Here is a 16560-nt window from a genome sequence, read left to right as displayed (position 1 = left end):
TGAGCGGCAAGGATGCACCGTCGGGACGTGGAGCGGCTGGACGGGCGACCGGACAACGGTCGTCAGATGAAGTGGGGTGAGTTCGGGCCGTCACGAGTCCTCCTCCGTTCCCGATTTCTCCTCTTCTTGCCCCCTCGTTCCAGTCGCCTGCTTGGCGGTCCGTCGGCGGCCAAGGCCGACTGCGTGCCCGTCGCGACCTAGTCCTCGGTCGGGCGCCTGGCGGCTACCGGGAGCGTCGAGCAGCGCCAGCAGGTCGGCTTCGATCGCGTCGAGTGGTTGGCCATAGCGGCTGGCCGAACGGCGCTGCACTTCCTGCCAGCGGCGCAGAGGCGTCGGGAGCGGCTGGGTGGTCAGCGACACCCACGGCGCGGGCTGGTTGCCGGCCAGGATGGAGGCGTAGGCCTGGAACGGTTCCAGCGCCACGAAGTCCTGCCGAGTGAGGCTGCTGGCCGGGTGCGCCTCGGCGACCGCCTTGGCGTCGGTGCTGCCGAGCTGGAAGTAGATCTTGGTGCGGGTGTTGGCTTCCAGGTCCTCGAGCAACGACCCCAGCTGCTTGCGGTGCTGGTGCGCCGCCGTGATGCCGACACCCAGACCTCTGGCCTGTGCCAGCGCGTCAGCGAGTGAGCCGGGCAGACGCAGGTAGTCCTGCACCTCGTCGATGGTCACCATGACCGGCGAGCGCTGCTCGTGCGCGATGGCCGTTCGGCCGAGGGCGGTCTGCCACAACTGCGACACCAGCACGGATCCGAGCAGCTGCGCCGCCTCCGGCCCGATGCTGTCCTTGCCGAGTTTGACCAGCAGGATGGTCTGCTTGGTGAAGACGTCGCTCAGCTGGAACGCCGGGGTGCGCTGCCCGAAGACGGCACGGAGCGATGGCCGGAGCATGACTTGGCGCAGCTTGTTGAGCAGCGGTCGCAGTGCCTGCTCCCTGGCTTGGTCGGTCATGCCTTCGAAGGCGGCCCAGAAAGCACCGAGCCCGAGCGGGTCGGCCTTGGCCTCCCGTCCGGTGACTGAGCGGCGGAAGCCGGGGTTGGTCAGTAGCAGCGGCAGCATGACCAGCGACGCGTCACCGCGCCGTGCCAGCGTCAGGACGGAGGCGTGCAAGATGTCGGTGCTGCGCGGTCCCATGGCGTCCTTGAACAGCGACTTGAAGACGGCGACGATGCTGTCTGCCGCCAGGTCTGGGTCGACGCCGGCCAGCGGGTTGATCCCCACCGGCCGGTCGCTACTCGGGTCGAGCACGACGACGTCATCGAGCCGCTCCTCGGGGATCCGCGCCAGCAGGTCGTTGACGAGGTCGGTCTTCGGGTCGATAACCACCACGCCCCGGCCGGCGGCGATGTCCGCCAGCGCCAGGTTGCCCAGCAGCGTCGACTTCCCGACGCCGGTTGGTCCGAGCACGTGACGGTGCCGGAGCGCGTCGTCCGGTGCCTGCGCCACGTCGCGGCGAACGCCGCGGCGCAAGTCGACCGTCGCCAGCCCCAGCGATACCCCGTCAGAGGGATGGACCGCCAGAGCAGGCAGCAGTTTCGGGTGACGCGGTGAGACGCCGGGCAGCGCGGCGTCTTGGTCCTGGCTGGTCGGCCAGGCCAGCAGCGGCACCAGGTCATCGACGCTGAGCCAGAGCGGCCAGAGGAACGGCGAGCTGGCGGTCGCCACCGAGCGGGTGCCGACCCGGCCGAGGGTGATGGCCACGTCGGGCGACTCCAAGCCGCGCAGCGCTGCCGCCACGCCGGTGACGAGCTGACGTGCCCGGGCCAGGCTGCCGCTCCGCGCGGCAGCGCGCAGCGCGCAGCCGAAGCCGTGCTGTTCGTGTTTGCCCGCCAGTCGGCGGCGGTCACCAACAACCGCCTCCGGTGGCCGGTGCGGCCAGGTGCGAGCGCCGAGTACGAGCTGCAGCCGTACGAGTTCGGCCGGGGATGCCTGCGCCAGCGCACCGAGTACCCCGCGAGTAACGCCAGCCGCATCCGGGTTGGCGAGCGGCAGCTGCCGATTCTTGGAGATCTTGATCTGCCCGGCGACGGTCAGGACGTCGGTGTCGGGCAGGTCGCTCCCCGCCGAGATGCGCGCTTCGGGCAGGTGCGTCGTCACCAGTCGTGCGGCCTTGCGCACCGTGACGTCGTCGTCGGCACCGAGCCGCCACGACACCTGGCCGCCGGTGGCGAGTGCTTCCAGCACCAGCCGTGGCTGGTTGGGCAGCGCCGCCAGTGCCACCAGCAAGGCCCGTGCCTGCGCCGGTGCGATGACCGACGGCAGCTCAAGCTGCCGCCAGGTAAGCGCTCGAGCCGCGCTCATCGGCCGGCCTCCGTCGGTGCTGCGTCGTCGTCGCGGCCGTCACGACGGGTCGCGTGTCGAATGACCTCGGCACGGGCTTCGGCTTGGGCTTCCGCCTCAGCCTGCGCCAGCGCCATCTCGATAACCGCCCGGGCGATTCGGCCCACGTCCGGCTTGTCGCGGAGCTCGCCGCGCACCGAGATGTGCCGCTCGCGGCCACGACGTGACCGGCCGGTCCCAGGGCGTGACGAGTCTCGTCGTCCCGCACGACTGCTCCTATTTGTGTTCTGCTTCCTATTTTTAGGCATGACGAATACACCCTCCTTTCACATGGTTGTTTGCTAGTTCCGGGTGTCCGCAAATGCGGACACTTCCTGCCATTGACTATGCGACCATTTGCGTGGGCGGTCAATATGGATTGTGTATTTCACAGCACCGGCTGGAACGGGCTGCCCCCTGAACTTGCGGCGAGGCTTCTTGGTTGCTTCACCAGCCGTTGTGCTGCCGCCAGAGCCACCATCCGCCGGCCACGAGTGCGGCTCCGAGCAGCCACATCCAGACTTGCTGCAATAGCCAGACCGCTGCGTACAAGAGCAGTGCCATGAGTGCCACAGCCACGCAGGCGTCGAAGAGTCGTTCACCGAGTCGCTTCGGGCTGGTCTCCCGAGCCATGTCGTCCTCCTTCCGTGTCTGAGGCCGGGGCTACTCGAACGGGTTGCGCCAGTCGTGCTGCGCGGCGTTGTTCATGGCGCGGCGCGCTTGCCGGTGGGCGTCGTCGACTTCCTCGCTGCGGGCATGCAGCTGTGCGTAGAGGCGCACCTCGCGGCTGGTCTGCCGCCAGGCCGCCAGCACGTCCTCGACGTAGCCGGTGGACGCCAGCCACACCACAAGTCCGACGACGGCAAAGCCGATGAGCAGTACGCTCACAGCGGGAACTCGGAGCCGAAGCCGCGCTGGGTACGCAGCGCCTTGTCGACGAAGCCGACCTCAATACGCGTCAGGACGGCGTCAAGCACGGGATCGCCGCCCGCCAGCTGCTTGCGGTAGTTGTCCAGGTCGACGGCTCGCTCCATGATGCGGCCGGTCAGGGCGGCTTCGGCGTCCACCTTGAGGCCGTCGAACTGAGCCTCGCGGACGAGCCTGGAAACTGCCCGGGCGTGCTGTCGCTCGTCACGCGACGGCACCAGCGACTGGGACTTGGCCCAGCGTTCGAGTTCACTTGGCATGAGGATCTCCCTCGGAAGGAGCCGGTCAGCACCGCGCGGACTGGCGGTGCTGAGGTGATCGGCTGCTGATGGATCCAGGCTCTTCTGCTGGCCGCATGCCTGTCGTGACACAGAAGTGACATCCGCTCCCGTCGAAGTCGTCTCGCTTGCCCGACTGGCTAGCCTCGGTGCGTGTCACAGGAGGAGTCGGCTCCAGCGCCAGACAGCGACGCCTCGCCGCTTGAGCAGCGGGTGCTTGCCGAGCTCATCGCCGCCCGCAAGAGCCCAGGTGGGCTGTCGCCGACCTCGATGGCGACCTACCCCGCGATGCGTGACCTACTGGGCGAGGGCGACCCGCTCGTGGCGTTCTCCAGGTTGGAGCACCGGATCCTGGAAACGCTCGACCTCGGTGACGACGTCACCAACCTCTACGCTGCGGCCTACTCGCTCGGCCTGGCTTCGGACGGCGCGACGCACCTGGATCGGCTCAACGACTTCGGCCGCGACTACGGCTACGAGGCCCGGCAGGCCCGCCGACACTCCGACGCCGGGCTGCGTCGTCTCGCCCGCCTGATAACCAGCAACTGGATCGTGCACGCCGTGCCCACGCTGGAGATCTTCCTGGTCCAGCAGTCCAACGGTTCGTTCGGCGTCACGATGCGTGCCACCAGGCAGCACTACATCGACATGAAGGGCTTCAGCTGCGAGACCGTGGCAGCGGACGGAACGCGCCGCCCGCTCACCGTCGGCACCACCACGGAGAAGCCCAGCGGCGCCGACGAGTCCACACCCGAGACGATCGTGCAGACCCTCGCCACGCCGTTTGTGCTGCCAGCACCGACGCCGGGCGTGCCCAAACGGCTGCGCGTCACTTGGCCTGGGGAGGTCTGGCCGCGCTTCGCCGTCAGCGTCGTTGGATCGCTGTCGGCTGACGTTGTGCTCACCAGCCAGACGCTCGGGAACACGTCGCAGGTCAGCGTGGAGGTGCTGGAGTGAGTGACTGGCACGTCACGCAGAGGGCTGGCCGCTCCGAGCCGAGTGGTCCCACGATCTTGCGCTCAGGACCAGTTGCGGCAACCCTCTGGCGCGGAGCGTCAGATGGGTGCAGACTCCTGACACGGAGCGACCGGCCAGCTCGCTGCGTCGAAACGTCATGGTAGAAGCAGGAACAGCGCTTGGCGTGCGTCCGTTGAACCCAAGTACAACGGACAAGCGTCGAGCGCAGAAGGGACACGGGGCGGTGACCGGCGGCACGGATGTGGCGACACGCCGCGGTGCGGCACTGCCCGCTGGCATGTCGGCTGGTCTACTGGGCGGAACGAATTGCAAGGTTGTAATTCGCGCAACCGGAACGCACCGCGCTCGCCTCGGCGACACGGCGCAGAACCCACGAGGGGTTGACATGTGTGTTCGAATTTCGTTTACTGATAGTACGAAGGTTAACTATCTGCATGAGCGAGATCGACCCACACAGCCGAGGCCCCACGACTCCCGAACGAGCCGAGACGAAGCGACGGTGTTCGGAGTGCGGGCGGGCGATGGGTGGACTTGCAACACGCCTGACTCTGCGTGTGCGCGAGTGGCTGACCAGTGCCGCGTCTCCATCAGACGATCCGGAGATGCAGTCGCAGGACCTTGGGTACGAACTGGATCTCCCTCCTCCGGAGTTCAGCATGCCTGACAGTGGGAAGGCGCGCGGGAACGGCAACTCAGTGTCCAACAATAGCGAGGAAGGGCAGAGCGAGGGGCGTAGTGGTACAAGCGAGCTGGTCGAAAGGCTCCAGGAGGAACGGGGGGCAGCACCGCCAGATTCGCTACGGGGTTCGAGCATCAAAGGGCCAGATACCCCGCACGTCGATGTATACAAGGAACACCCGAGCTCGATCAAAATTACAAGTGGTCGGCACCTCTCTCGTCTTTTCAAGAACTCTCGAAAGCACGCGGGGCCATTGTCCGCCCCCCCTAACAAGGGTATGCATGCACCCGGACCTCGTTTGATTGAGGTAGGACAAGGTGAGCGACTTTTGGTTCTTCCGTCGACGTCCGTCTCGACAGTCCAACTTGCTGACGCACTCGCAGCAATCGCCGAGAAGGCCACAAAGTCGGATGATCCCGAGCTTCGAGACTTCCGCCGAGATCGCGCGTAACTGCCAACCCGCGCTCGCCGCATACTTTTCCGATTTTATTGGCAATAGGCGTATTATCTCACGCCACCACGAGTCTATCTCCTTTCTGAGTACCACATACTTAGAACGGGAGGTTACTGCCACGCTCGACCAGTCTTTTTTCGAGGAATTTCTGGAGAAGTGGCCGGACTACCAGGTCGGCGACGAGGTCCCGATTGTCCTGGGATTGTTCGCAAATGGTCTCGACCTGGACTTTACTGTGGAAATTGACGGGGCACCTGGCTCTCTGCTTACGAGCAATCAAGCATCGCTTATTGCGTTGAGCATGGTCTCAAGCGCGTATTGGGCCGACACTCAATCCTCACCTCCGATCGATTTCCTCATAGCGGCTTATGAATGCATCACGCGGTGTGGAATTGACGATCAAAACCTAACCTTTGATATCGGCAAGTACGCGCCAGCTGCAACGCGCGACATGGCGATCACGAACGCAACCCTAGGCGCACTGCACGGACGATACCTTGCAGTCACCTACGTGCCAGTCAATGCGCGGTCGTGTTATTATAGGCGTGTCGAAACTCTGCCTCCCGAAGGCCCAGCTGTTAATAAGATGCATGGATGGGGTCTTAAGACGGTTGCCAAGCGAAGTTGGGACGGGATCGGGCGTGCGGTTGGTATACAACCACTTACCCTCCAGTCCCCGATCCTTACATGTGGCAAATCGCAGCGATCGCATGTCGTCATATCTGCCCCAGAGGCTATGCTATTCAGCGAGATGACTGTCGGCGTTGACTCAAATTCGCAGCGAGCGTCGGCAGCGAGCGGCGATGAGCCCACTTATGACGCAAGGGTGGCAGGCGAGGACGAAGGCGAAGATCATGGACCTGGGAGTTCGCCCGTACCGGAGCGGATGCTCGCACGCATGTCAACCACGCGGAGCGCGTTCTATACGCGCGGGGACGTGAAGGATCCACTCTGGGTAGAAGTAGAGTTGCGGCCGTGCCCGTCGTTAGGATTGTATTCGGCGCTCGTCGCCAGTGCCGTGATCCTCGCTGTCTCGTTACTCGGCGTGTTTGGGAACGTGCTCACGTACGAACGAGTTGATGTTTCAGCAACTGCGACGGTGCTTCTTCTGGTGCCTTCGGCAATGGTTGGATTCGCGTTCGTCGCTGGGGAGGATGAACTTCAGGCCGATGCGCTCGCGCGTCCGCGCACCATCCTCGCAACTGCGCTTGGAGCATACTTCGCCGCCAGTCTTCTGCTCGCGATGAAGGTGGACGGTTGCGCGGTCGATCTAGCCTGGTGGAGTAGCGCAGTTACGTCTGCAACGTCCACAGCATGCTTCTGGTGCCTTATTCGCGCGGGTCGAAAATTCCTGTACGAACGACGAAACCGCGGACATATTACTCAGGTTATTTAGGGCAAGAGGCCTCTTGTGTGGAGTCTTGGATCACTCTGGTGCAGATGGTCCGTTTGATCGCAGACTGCTTTGTCGACGCGGGGCGAAAGTTAGGCCGTCGACCATCCTCGGGATTTCAATTCGCGGCGGTTCGAGATATAATGAACGCCAAGATATGTCCGACCCGCACGCCAAGCTGTACCAGACCAAGATGACGCTTCTCGGCGTCCTCTTTGCCGTCGTCGGTATCGTACTCGTCGCTTTTGCCCGCTGGCTGCAGGTTGTCGAACTTGGCACGTGGCAGTGGCTCCAAGCCGTCCCGTTCTCCGAACTTGGCGCCACGTTGTTTGGCATCGGGGTCGTTGGCACCGCCTACGACTACTACACGGCTCGCGACGCGGAGACCAACGCCAAGCGCCGACTACGAGAGACGCTCAAGGAGGAGGCACCCGTCATGCGCGATGCCGTCATCGAAGGCTTCGCCGTCAAGGCTGACGACCTGAAACGCGTCGCCACGCCCGAGCTCCTTGACGACCTGGCGACCAACGCCATGGCGCTCCGACTCGGCGACGAGCAATTCGCCCGCGAGATCTACGCCGACGTACGAGATCAGGCGATCCGTGCTCCTGAGCGCTGGCACGACGTCGACGTCAGCATCCGGCTCTCTACTGCAGTAGAGAGGAGCACCACAGGTGCTCCTCTGTTCGACATAGCCGTGGAGTGGACCTACACCACGGTGCCCGGCCACAACGTCCGACGCTTTGCGAGTGTGTCGGACCGTGACGAGTACTACGAGCTCGTCAGCGATGTGCCGTCGACGTCAACGTGGTTCATGCCGAGCAAGTCGGGCATCGACGCCTCCAGCCGCAAGTCCTTCGAACTGCTGGAGTTCTCGGTCGACGGCGTCGCCCAGCGCATCCGTCGTACAGCACGTAAGACGGGCCAGACCTACTCGGTCTCGCTGGAGCCGGCAGATGGCAAGCCAGTCAGGCTTCGTCAGGTGTACCGCGCTCGTGGTGCCGCCACTGGGCACCTGCTCTTCGTCGAGCTGCCCGTCCCGATTCGTAACATCTCGCTCAGCCTCGACTACACGGACACCGACATTGCGACGATGACAGTCTCCGACCTAGTGACGAGCGCAAACCGGCCGAGGATCTCCCGGCTACCGGAGCAGCTGCCAGGTAAGGAGGTCTCGATCGAGCTCCCAGGCTGGCTGCTGCCCCGGTCCGGATTCACCTTCGTCTGGACGCTTACTTCCGAACTGCCGCCAGCAGCGCGTCCCACACGCGACCAAGACGCCGCATGACGCCCTGCTGCTCGCTTGCCGGGTTCCACACGCCCGTGCCACCACTCATCTGAATCCACTCCCTCGGGCCAGCCCCGGACCCGCCGTCCGGGCGCGCCTTGACCATAGGACGCAAACAGTTGGGACGCAACGTCTCTGGATGCAGAGACTTGAGACGTGTGGGCTTGGGCGCGTGCCCAGCCCGTCACCCAAGCCGCCGATCTCGCCAGCCGCCGGTGAGTTCGGTGCCCGCGTACGGGCTCGTCGCGAGGCGATGGGGCTGAGCCAGGAAGCCCTTGCCCACGAAGGCGGCTTCCACTGGACCTTCCTCGGCCAGGTAGAGCGCGGCCAGCGCAACCTGTCGCTGCACAACATCTTGAAGATCGCCGAGGCGCTCGATGTCGACCCGGGCGAACTGGTGACGGGGCTTCGCTGACACGCCAGGCGCCACGTCCCGATGTCCGGGCAGCCGCAGCTCGTGAAACAAGAAACGGCGTGATCCAAAGCCTGGGCTCCCTGTCGGTGGTGCCGACTACGATCACCAGCACCGCCCGCTGCGGGCGGTGTGAGTCAGGAGGGGACATGGCTAAGTCCAACCGAAACAGCGGTAAGGCCTGGAGCGCTGCAGACAAGCAGGCGCTCCGCAACCTTGCGAAGCAGAACACGCCAACTCGCGTGATCGGGCTCAAGTTGGGGCGCACAGAGGTGGCTGTTCGCAGTCAGGCGGCGCAGCAGGGCACCTCGCTGAAGCCGACCAATCAGTCGCCGTACAACCGGCGCGGAAAGTAGGGCCGTGTAATGCCAGACAAGGAACGCCCTCAAGAGTCACTCACCGCGTCCGCGCGTGAGAATCGCGGCCTAGATTCGTTTCCGGTCCCGCCGCCGGTGCCAGCACCTGTCATGCGGATCGAGGTCTTCGCACCAGAGCCACCTCCACCTCCGCCCGCCACTGACAGCAGTGCCTAGCCGATGCTTCCCAGCAGCTTCTGGGGCGTCGTCTTCTTCGTCGTCCTGGTCGCGCCCGGTCTCGTACTCGACCATCTCCGGCATCGCCATCACGCACGAGTGGGGGAATCGCCGTTTCGAGAGCTCGCCCGTGTCGTACTGACCTCGCTCGTGTGCAGCGGTGTCGCGTTCGTGGCGTTGGCAGCACTTGACGAGGTGCTGCCGGACTCCGTGGTAGCGGGCCCACGAGCCGCTGTTGGGCTGGACGCCGAGTTCGCCCGCAGCAACTTCTGGCAACTGCTTGTCGGACTGGTGCTCTTCGTGAGCATCTCAACAGGGCTTGCCGTCGGCTGGTACTGGCGTTCCAGACCTGCTGACCCACCGTTGATCCCGAAGCCTGCGTGGGAGAAGGTATTCAGATCAGACAACCCGACCGAGCAGGCGCCCGTCCTGCGAATCCGGCTCCAGAGCGGGACGATCGTGCTCGGGACGCTTGCGGAGTACACCAAGGCCTACGAACTTGACGACCGCGAGCTCGTACTTGCCGCCCCGCTCTGGATCGGAAACGACGATGAGTCGCTGCAGGCCGTCGACGTCGCGTGGCAGCGGCTCGTGGTCGCTGGCACGGACATCGAGACGATCCTCGTGCAATACCCACTCGCGTAGCTCAGCCGGCGAGCAACTCACCCTCCTCAAGGGCCGGTCGACAGCGAGTACTTGCATGCCCGCGGGTCACGCATGTACAAGCGGGCTCAGGTCTAACGCGCTTGGCACCGGCGACACCGCTCGAGCCTCCCGGTCATTTGCCAGGAGCGGAGGCGCACACTCTCGTTGCTAGCCTCGGGACCATGTCGAAGCAGGGACGCGACGAGCACTACGTGCTCGACCTCTGCGACGTCGTCCTCAAGGAGCGCGCGCTTCGCCAATACCGGTTCGACTGGCTGCTCGGCGACCCCAACGCCAACGGACGTGCCGCGCGGCTGCCGGTGGATGCGTATTGGCCGCGCGCCAACCTCGTCGTGGAGTACCGCGAGTGGCAGCACGACCATCCGGTTCGGCACTTCGACAAGCCCGACCGGCTCACTGTGAGTGGCGTCCACCGAGGGCTGCAGAGAGCGATCTACGACGCGCGCCGCGATGAGCAGATTCCCGCCCACGGCATTCGTTTGGTGATCATCAAGCCGGCCGACCTCGACTCGACGTCTCGCGGACGACTCCGCCGGTCGTGGGATAGCGACCTCGCTGCGATCGAACGGCTGCTGGTCGAACGCGACTGACTTCGTCATGGCTGAAGCACGCCCGGCTTCGCCCTCCGCTGACAGCAGAGCTCGCGCTCCCGGGTAGAGGCCGACACTCGGGCAAATTGCCGGAGCGAACGCTCAATAGCGTGGCGCGGTCGACTTCTCGCCCGATTCGGCTGACAGCTTTCCGCGGTCGGAGCGCTGCCAGATCCTTGCGTATGCCGCGCTCGTAGCGCTCTTGTCGTGGAGACTGACGTCGTGGAGAACGAGTGGATCCAGGCGAGCGCAGTGGAGCCCCTCACCGGTGATGAGGAGCTCGCCGGGACCAACGCAACGGTGCGGGATTTCTGGGCGTTTGCGATGGGTGACCTGCGCACCAACAACGTTCGCGGCTACCTGGCGGAGTTCCTCGTGGCCAAGGCCGTAGGTGCTACCGGCCGTCGCGTCGAGTGGGATGCGTTCGATGTCCTCACGCCGGCGGGTGTTCGCGTCGAGGTGAAGTCGGCCGGCTACCTGCAGGTATGGGACCAGGCCAAGCCGTCAACGATCGCCTTCAGCGGCCTGATGGCGAAGACCTGGTCGCCGCGAGAGGGGTACGCGCAGACCAAGACGTTCAATGCCGACGTCTACGTGTTCGCGCTGCAAACGGCTCGGGAGCATGACGCGTACGACCCGCTTGACGTGTCGCAGTGGCGGTTCTATGTCGTTCCTCGTCGGGCGCTTGAAGCGTGCGGGTACGCGTCGCTCGGTCTCCGCACCGTCGAGACGCTGGCAGGCGGTGCGGTGTCCTACGCCGATCTCGGTGTGGCCATCGACGCCGCTTCGGCATGAGCGAAGCGCATTCCCGCGCGAGCCACCTCGGTTAATGACAGCCGCGTGACTACGGCGTCGGCCGCTGGCGGTGGATCCATACGATGCGTTCGAGAATCTCGGGCACGTAGCGCAGGTGCTCGGTCACCCGCGGCGCAACGCTGATCACCAGCGGGGTCCCGTCCGTCCGGCGACGGATCCGCAGGCAGACGGGCCCGGTGAGCCCGAGGGCGCGTACGGCGCGGCCAGCGAGCTCGTCGACATCGCGGTCCTCGGGTGCGCGCTGGAAGTGCCCGTCCTTCGCACGCCGGAGCGTGACCACGACCGGCTCGTGGAACCACTCCGACACCGGCTGCCAGACGACGACTGTGTACTCGACACCCGGGACGTACTCCTGCACGATCCAGCTGTCGTCCCGCGCAGCCCACCTGGCTGCCTCGTCGGACGACATCACGCGCATCTCATAACCGCCCTGGGTTACCCGGCGCTTGAGTACGACCGGGACGCCGAGCGGCCGCAGCTCCTCGCCGAGGACGCCGAACGTCGAGGGAACCGCGAACTTCGGCACGGCGACGCCGTGCCGGTAGAGGTGCCAGCAGCTGAACAGGTGGTCATGGCTGATTACGAGCGCGCCGGCATCAGCCGGTAGGGCGATCGCAACGCCTGGCCCGAACACGGTCCGGGCAGCCGCGAGCGCTGGCAACTCGTCCGACCCGGTCGGGATGATCAGGTCGACGTGGTGCTCGGCGACCAGCTGCTGGAGGTGCGGTATCCAGCCCGGGTCGGACGGTCGCAGCGGACCCGCCACCGCCGAGATCCTGGTGCCGGCAGCGCCGCGCGCCGGGGTGCGGGTGCGGCGGTTGACCGCGACGGAGACACAGCCCAGTTCACATAACTGCCGGAGCACCTCCCGGCCCGCCGGCGTCTCGGCTCCCGTGACGAGCACCGTGGTCGTCCTGCCCTCACTATGGGCACTCCCGGCGTGGCCGACCTGCGGCTTGAGCGGACGTGCCGCCGTCCTGTCCAGCCCGCCCCTCGACGCCGTTCCCGACTCACATGCCCCATGCCCCACGTCCGACGAGGGTACGGCCCGAGGACACGGGTCGTCGCGCGATCCACATGCCGAGCCCGTGGGATGCGTGGAGTTCCACGACCTGTCTCGCGGACGCCGGAGAGGCTCGTTTCGAGGCAGCCCATGACTGATCACGTGACGGCGCAAGCGCCTAGCGACCGGCCGCTGCCTTGCCGTCCATCCACGCAAGCACGTCGAAGACCCGCAGCGCGCTGATGCGCTCATCGAGGCCAGCTTCCTGGTGGAGCTCAAGCAGGTGGCGGTGCAGCGCGCGCTGGTCGGCGCGTAGTGCCTGGCGCAGCGGCTCCCATTGCTCGCCTGATCCGCCCAGCACGTGCTCGTTGATCACCGAGTCGTAGATCGGGATGAGCCGCGGCAGCTTACGCGCCATGAGCTTGCTGGCGACGGTCGGGCCGACTCCGTCGAACCGCCGGAGCGCTCGGTTGAGGCGCTCCGCCGGAGCGTCGGCATCGAACGGCTCGTCGATGTCGACGAGGTCCCGGTCGGCTCCGATTTGGCGGAGCAACTCCGACAGGTCATCGCGCTGATCACCGAGGATTCCGATCGCAGCATGAGCGGGCACGCTCACCGACAGGAAGGTGACGGCGATCAGGTCGTCCGCCGTGAACGTGTCTGCGCTCTCGGCTGCGGTACCTGATGGGTCCCAAGTGTCGAAGTGGCGCCCGGTGTAGCCCTTACCTTCGGGCGGCGGGGCGAAGTACTCCTGTAGACGCCGGAGGGCGAGGTTCTCGCCTCCGGGCGACAGACTCTCGGTCAGCGTGATACCCGGGTAGCGCGAAGGCATCTCACCATCTCCTCGCATCGCCGGTGGCGCCTCGGATGGGCTCGTGGCTGCGTTCGGTCAGCCCGCACCGTCCTCTGCGTGCACGGTGGTCCATGACTGTCGCTTCCTGAACCTCAGACAGCGCGTTCACCGCCACTCCCATGCGAGGCCGTAGTTCCGTTCGAGTTCCGGTTGCTCGAGGACGAGCGTCGCGGTACCCCCAACGGTGATCTCAACGGGCGTGACATCATCCGAGTCGGCCGGAAGTTCCGCGTCGTCCACACGCGGACCGAACGCCCAGGCACGCGCGAGCTGGGGACGGCCGTGGCACGTGAGGTGGATACCGACACGCCCTACCGGGACCGAGTAGTCGACCAGGATGCAGGTGCCCGGCTCGGAATCGCGCTCGGTCCATGACCGGATGGCAAACGAATGGCGCTCACCGCGGCGCAACTGCTTGCCGAAGTGGACGACCCGGCGGTGCTCGACTGCGCCGCCTTCCTCCACGAGCTGGTCATCGACGAGGTAGCCACCCCAGAGCATCTCGGTGACGACGCTGTACTCGACATCAGGGGAAGTCCCGCCTGCTGGATCTGTGCGGCACGAGGACAGGACGTAGCCGCTCGCACCGGCACGCGTGCTTCGGACCGTCCGGACTTCCACAATCTCGCTCGGCGACCGCGCTTCCTCGAAGATGTACGCGATCGTCAAGTCCTCGAGTACGAACGGCCCGCCATGCAGTTGGGCGCCGTCGGCCTCGCGCGAATCGGACAGATAGGGCGCCCACTCGGGAAACTCCATGGTGATCGCGTCCAGTACGCGTTGGCTCGGCCGCTCACGCCCGGCCTCAATGTTCGCCAGTGCGCTCCGCGACAACCCCAGCCGCTCCGCAACGTCCTGCTGGCGCCACCCGTCGTTCGCGCGGAGCTCACGCATCCGGGTGCCCACCTCCCCGTAACCCACCTGGTTACCGTGGCACGGTCAAGGTCGCCTGAATGGTGGCTTCGTGGAATCTGTCCGCACTGTGGTCTGCTGATGACCTGAAGCTAGGCGTTCGGCCGGTCACCTCGGGACCGCCGCCCCCAGGAGCAAACCTTCCGTCCGCGTTCGTTTGGAAGCAACGCCCGGCCGGCACCGATCGACGGGCACACTTGCACTGAGCGCGGGGGAGGAGGGGAGTCCAATGGCGAGCACACAGGAACCACCTCGCGTACCGCGGACGGCCCACGCCTGCGCCCGAAGGGCCTCGCCGCAGAAGCCCCGTGGTGCTCAGGGGGCATCAAGGGTCATGTGGCCAAGCCCAGCGGTGTGTTGGCGGCACGAGTCCCTTTACCTCCCGGCTCTGCAGAACGACCAAGACACCAATCTTGACGGTCGGCGCGGGTATCCCAACTCTCCACTTCGCTCACGACGCCGACAGGCCGCGACAGGTGTGGTTCAGCTCAGCGCGGTTGGACAGCCCCTGACTACAGCCTGGCCGATGCCCATAATACATCACCGAACGAGTAACTACTATCACCTGAGGAGTCCAGATGTCTGATGGTCTTTCGTCTTGCTGTGGGTCAGAAATCGAGGTCTGGAACGACAACACCCGGCATTGCTCTGAATGCGGGAGGAAGGTGTAGTGCCTTCGCCCGATCAGACGGTAATCGGTTCGTCGCCGGGCCCACGGCCAGGAAGGAACGCGAACGATGTCGAGTTCGCGCGCGCATCGGCGCGACGGGCGGAAGCCGAGGCCAGACTCGCCGAAACTTTGGTCGAGCGTGAGTTGCGATCTGCCGCCGAGACTGCGTGGCGGGCGCGACAAGAACGCAAGCGCTACGAACGAGAACGACTAGGTTCGCTATACGCCGAGCGTAAGAGAGGCAACCGTGAGCAGTGAACTGTCGATACCTGGGCGAGACAATCTTCCTGCTGAGTCATCGAGCTGGGGAGAGAACAGGGAACGACGTGCCGTGGAGCGCAAAGTGCGCGTCGATGCTGCGCGCCAAGCCGCCCAGCAAAGGAAGGACCATCGGCGGAGACTGATCGAGCAGGAGAATAAGGGCCAGCGCACAGTGTATGGCGTAGCGGTCATCAAGCAGACCGTTGAGGCCGTCGATGACATCGTCGGCGACGACCCGTACCTTGGGGAGCTTGGTAGGCGCGCACTCGAAAGAGGAGCGCGTGGGATCATCGACCAGATCTGAGGTATTGCGTGGGTGGCGAGATATCCCGCACCGGGAGTTCTCAGAAGCGAGACATAGGCGAAACGCTCTCGAGCGTCCAGGCATCTCTTGAGAACAGGCAACGGATGCGACGGATGGACGACATTGCCAAGACGGTGGTTGCGGAAGTGAATGGTGCGGCTCGCGTAATCCGTGCCACAGAAAACGCGACCGATGATGCCATCGTCCGACGTCTACGAGACCGATACCTGCGAGGGCTGTAGGGACGATGAAGCGAAAGCGGCGCGAGAGAAGCGCTCCACGTGCGCACCAGGAACACGATACAGGTATACGCTTGGATAGCGAAGCCGCTGCGGCTGCCGCGGCGCGAGAGATTGCTCGCGGAAACGTCGCCGCTGGCGACAAAGCCGCCATTGAGCAAGCAGCAATGACAGCTCGGTTCGCCCGAGCAGCGTGGGAAGAATCGGATCCTCGTCTTGCCAGGCTCTTGGAGCCGCTTGTCGCTAGGACACAGTCGAACGGTCGCGATCTCCTTACAGACATCGCTCTCTCGAATGGTCTTATCGAACTTGAGGACTACGTGACCAGAGCAGGTGACCACGCGTTGGCGCTGCCCGAGATAGGCGACGACCCTAGTGTCCGTCCGTAAGCGAGCCGCTATCGCGGTTCGATCACGACTGTACGCTTGGGCGATCGAGCTTCAGAAGCGCGATCTATTATGGGTGACACTGATCGCCCTCGCCACCTGCGCAACCCTCTTGATCATCGGCCTCTGGCCGCTCATCTGGGCAGCCCTAAAGTTTCTATTCTTCCTAATCTTGGGCATAGCGGCCATCATCTTTCTCATCTGGTTCGCATTCAGCCTTCTTTTTAGCATATGATATACTTGTGACATAAGAACTTAGCGAGGTTAAGAGCCTCAAGGAAATCGCAAGTCATGCATGAGCACGAACTGAATATCGAGAATGGCGACCAGCAACTATCTCTTCAAGAGCGGTACGATGCCGACCTGGCAGATCTAAACGAGAGATACCGCGAGGAACGTAAGCGGAACGCTGAGAGAGTGCTTCGAGATGTCGATGATCAACTGAATGACATCGAGGATGCCTCACCCGCGTCTGCACCCTATGTGGCCGCCATGCGAGCGAAACTCGTTGATGCGCTCCGTGAGATCGGATAGGGCGACGTTTCTTGCTACGTGCGTCAGGTTCCGGTAAAATGAGCCTGTGTGGAGCGGTTCGCTCGACAGGC

18 protein-coding genes are annotated in these 16560 nt (G+C 64.7%); 11 read left to right on the top strand and 7 right to left on the bottom strand.

Annotated features, from left to right (window positions below; all coding sequences use genetic code 11):
* Window positions 1–90 precede the first annotated feature (90 nt).
* On the bottom strand, window positions 91–2295 hold the full coding sequence (locus FB554_RS11980; RefSeq protein ID WP_142006371.1) for a type IV secretory system conjugative DNA transfer family protein: 2205 nt from the start codon (window positions 2293–2295) through the stop codon (window positions 91–93).
* A 53-nt stretch (window positions 2296–2348) separates the two neighbouring features.
* Between FB554_RS11980 and FB554_RS17180 the strand changes: the two genes are divergently transcribed.
* On the top strand, window positions 2349–2501 hold the full coding sequence (locus FB554_RS17180) for a hypothetical protein (protein WP_170206866.1): 153 nt from the start codon (window positions 2349–2351) through the stop codon (window positions 2499–2501).
* Window positions 2502–2760: 259 nt separating this feature from the next.
* Here the strand turns inward: FB554_RS17180 and FB554_RS11975 are convergent, their stop codons facing one another.
* The 3 genes from FB554_RS11975 to FB554_RS11965 are packed head-to-tail and all read right to left on the bottom strand — an operon-like array spanning window position 2761 to window position 3500.
* Entirely contained in the window at window positions 2761–2946 is a 186-nt protein-coding gene (locus FB554_RS11975) for a hypothetical protein (protein WP_142006369.1), read from the bottom strand.
* Between the two features lie 30 nt (window positions 2947–2976).
* Window positions 2977–3201, bottom strand: coding sequence for a hypothetical protein (locus FB554_RS11970; RefSeq protein ID WP_142006367.1), 225 nt, complete (start codon window positions 3199–3201; stop codon window positions 2977–2979).
* A complete protein-coding gene (locus FB554_RS11965) occupies window positions 3198–3500 on the bottom strand; it encodes a hypothetical protein (RefSeq protein WP_142006365.1) in 303 nt (100 codons plus the stop codon). Before FB554_RS11965 ends, FB554_RS11970 begins: the two co-directional genes overlap by 4 nt.
* Window positions 3501–3671: 171 nt before the next feature.
* Between FB554_RS11965 and FB554_RS11960 the strand changes: the two genes are divergently transcribed.
* The 8 genes from FB554_RS11960 to FB554_RS11925 all read left to right on the top strand — a co-directional run bounded on the left by FB554_RS11960 (window position 3672) and on the right by FB554_RS11925 (window position 11306).
* Window positions 3672–4475 (top strand): hypothetical protein, encoded by an 804-nt coding sequence (locus FB554_RS11960; protein ID WP_142006363.1) that lies wholly within the window; start codon window positions 3672–3674, stop codon window positions 4473–4475.
* Window positions 4476–5585: 1110 nt separating this feature from the next.
* Window positions 5586–7025, top strand: a complete 1440-nt coding sequence (locus FB554_RS11955; protein WP_142006361.1) for a hypothetical protein — start codon at window positions 5586–5588, stop codon at window positions 7023–7025.
* Between the two features lie 154 nt (window positions 7026–7179).
* Complete coding sequence (locus FB554_RS11950; RefSeq protein ID WP_142006359.1) at window positions 7180–8310, top strand: hypothetical protein; 1131 nt, start codon at window positions 7180–7182, stop codon at window positions 8308–8310.
* Between the two features lie 172 nt (window positions 8311–8482).
* Window positions 8483–8725, top strand: coding sequence for a helix-turn-helix domain-containing protein (locus FB554_RS11945; protein ID WP_236022382.1), 243 nt, complete (start codon window positions 8483–8485; stop codon window positions 8723–8725).
* A gap of 146 nt (window positions 8726–8871) precedes the next feature.
* Window positions 8872–9078, top strand: coding sequence for a hypothetical protein (locus FB554_RS11940; protein WP_142006355.1), 207 nt, complete (start codon window positions 8872–8874; stop codon window positions 9076–9078).
* Window positions 9079–9258: 180 nt separating this feature from the next.
* Window positions 9259–9900 carry a DUF6338 family protein gene (locus tag FB554_RS11935; RefSeq protein ID WP_142006353.1) on the top strand — a complete coding sequence of 214 codons (642 nt, stop codon included), beginning with the start codon at window positions 9259–9261 and terminating at the stop codon, window positions 9898–9900.
* Between the two features lie 182 nt (window positions 9901–10082).
* Complete coding sequence (locus FB554_RS11930; RefSeq protein WP_211344593.1) at window positions 10083–10511, top strand: hypothetical protein; 429 nt, start codon at window positions 10083–10085, stop codon at window positions 10509–10511.
* Between the two features lie 222 nt (window positions 10512–10733).
* Window positions 10734–11306, top strand: coding sequence for a hypothetical protein (locus FB554_RS11925; RefSeq protein ID WP_142006351.1), 573 nt, complete (start codon window positions 10734–10736; stop codon window positions 11304–11306).
* A gap of 49 nt (window positions 11307–11355) precedes the next feature.
* On the opposite strand, the gene FB554_RS11920 is transcribed toward FB554_RS11925, so the two are convergent.
* From FB554_RS11920 to FB554_RS11910, 3 genes are all read right to left on the bottom strand, one after another.
* On the bottom strand, window positions 11356–12231 hold the full coding sequence (locus FB554_RS11920) for an ATP-grasp domain-containing protein (protein WP_211344592.1): 876 nt from the start codon (window positions 12229–12231) through the stop codon (window positions 11356–11358).
* A gap of 277 nt (window positions 12232–12508) precedes the next feature.
* Entirely contained in the window at window positions 12509–13162 is a 654-nt protein-coding gene (locus FB554_RS11915; protein WP_211344591.1) for a DUF6308 family protein, read from the bottom strand.
* 126 nt (window positions 13163–13288) lie between these two features.
* Window positions 13289–14089: a helix-turn-helix transcriptional regulator gene (locus FB554_RS11910; protein ID WP_420809471.1), complete on the bottom strand. Its 801-nt coding sequence runs from the start codon at window positions 14087–14089 to the stop codon at window positions 13289–13291.
* Between the two features lie 923 nt (window positions 14090–15012).
* On the opposite strand from FB554_RS11910, the gene FB554_RS11905 reads away from it, so the two are divergent.
* Window positions 15013–15330 carry a hypothetical protein gene (locus FB554_RS11905; RefSeq protein WP_142006345.1) on the top strand — a complete coding sequence of 106 codons (318 nt, stop codon included), beginning with the start codon at window positions 15013–15015 and terminating at the stop codon, window positions 15328–15330.
* Window positions 15331–16246: 916 nt separating this feature from the next.
* The gene (locus tag FB554_RS17175; RefSeq protein ID WP_170206865.1) at window positions 16247–16489 is read left to right on the top strand and encodes a hypothetical protein; all 243 of its coding nucleotides are present in this window, start codon (window positions 16247–16249) and stop codon (window positions 16487–16489) included.
* Window positions 16490–16560 lie beyond the last annotated feature (71 nt).

The sequence above is a fragment of the Barrientosiimonas humi genome, assembly GCF_006716095.1.
Lineage (GTDB): Bacteria > Actinomycetota > Actinomycetes > Actinomycetales > Dermatophilaceae > Barrientosiimonas > Barrientosiimonas humi.
This window is presented reverse-complemented; position numbering and strand designations above follow the sequence as displayed.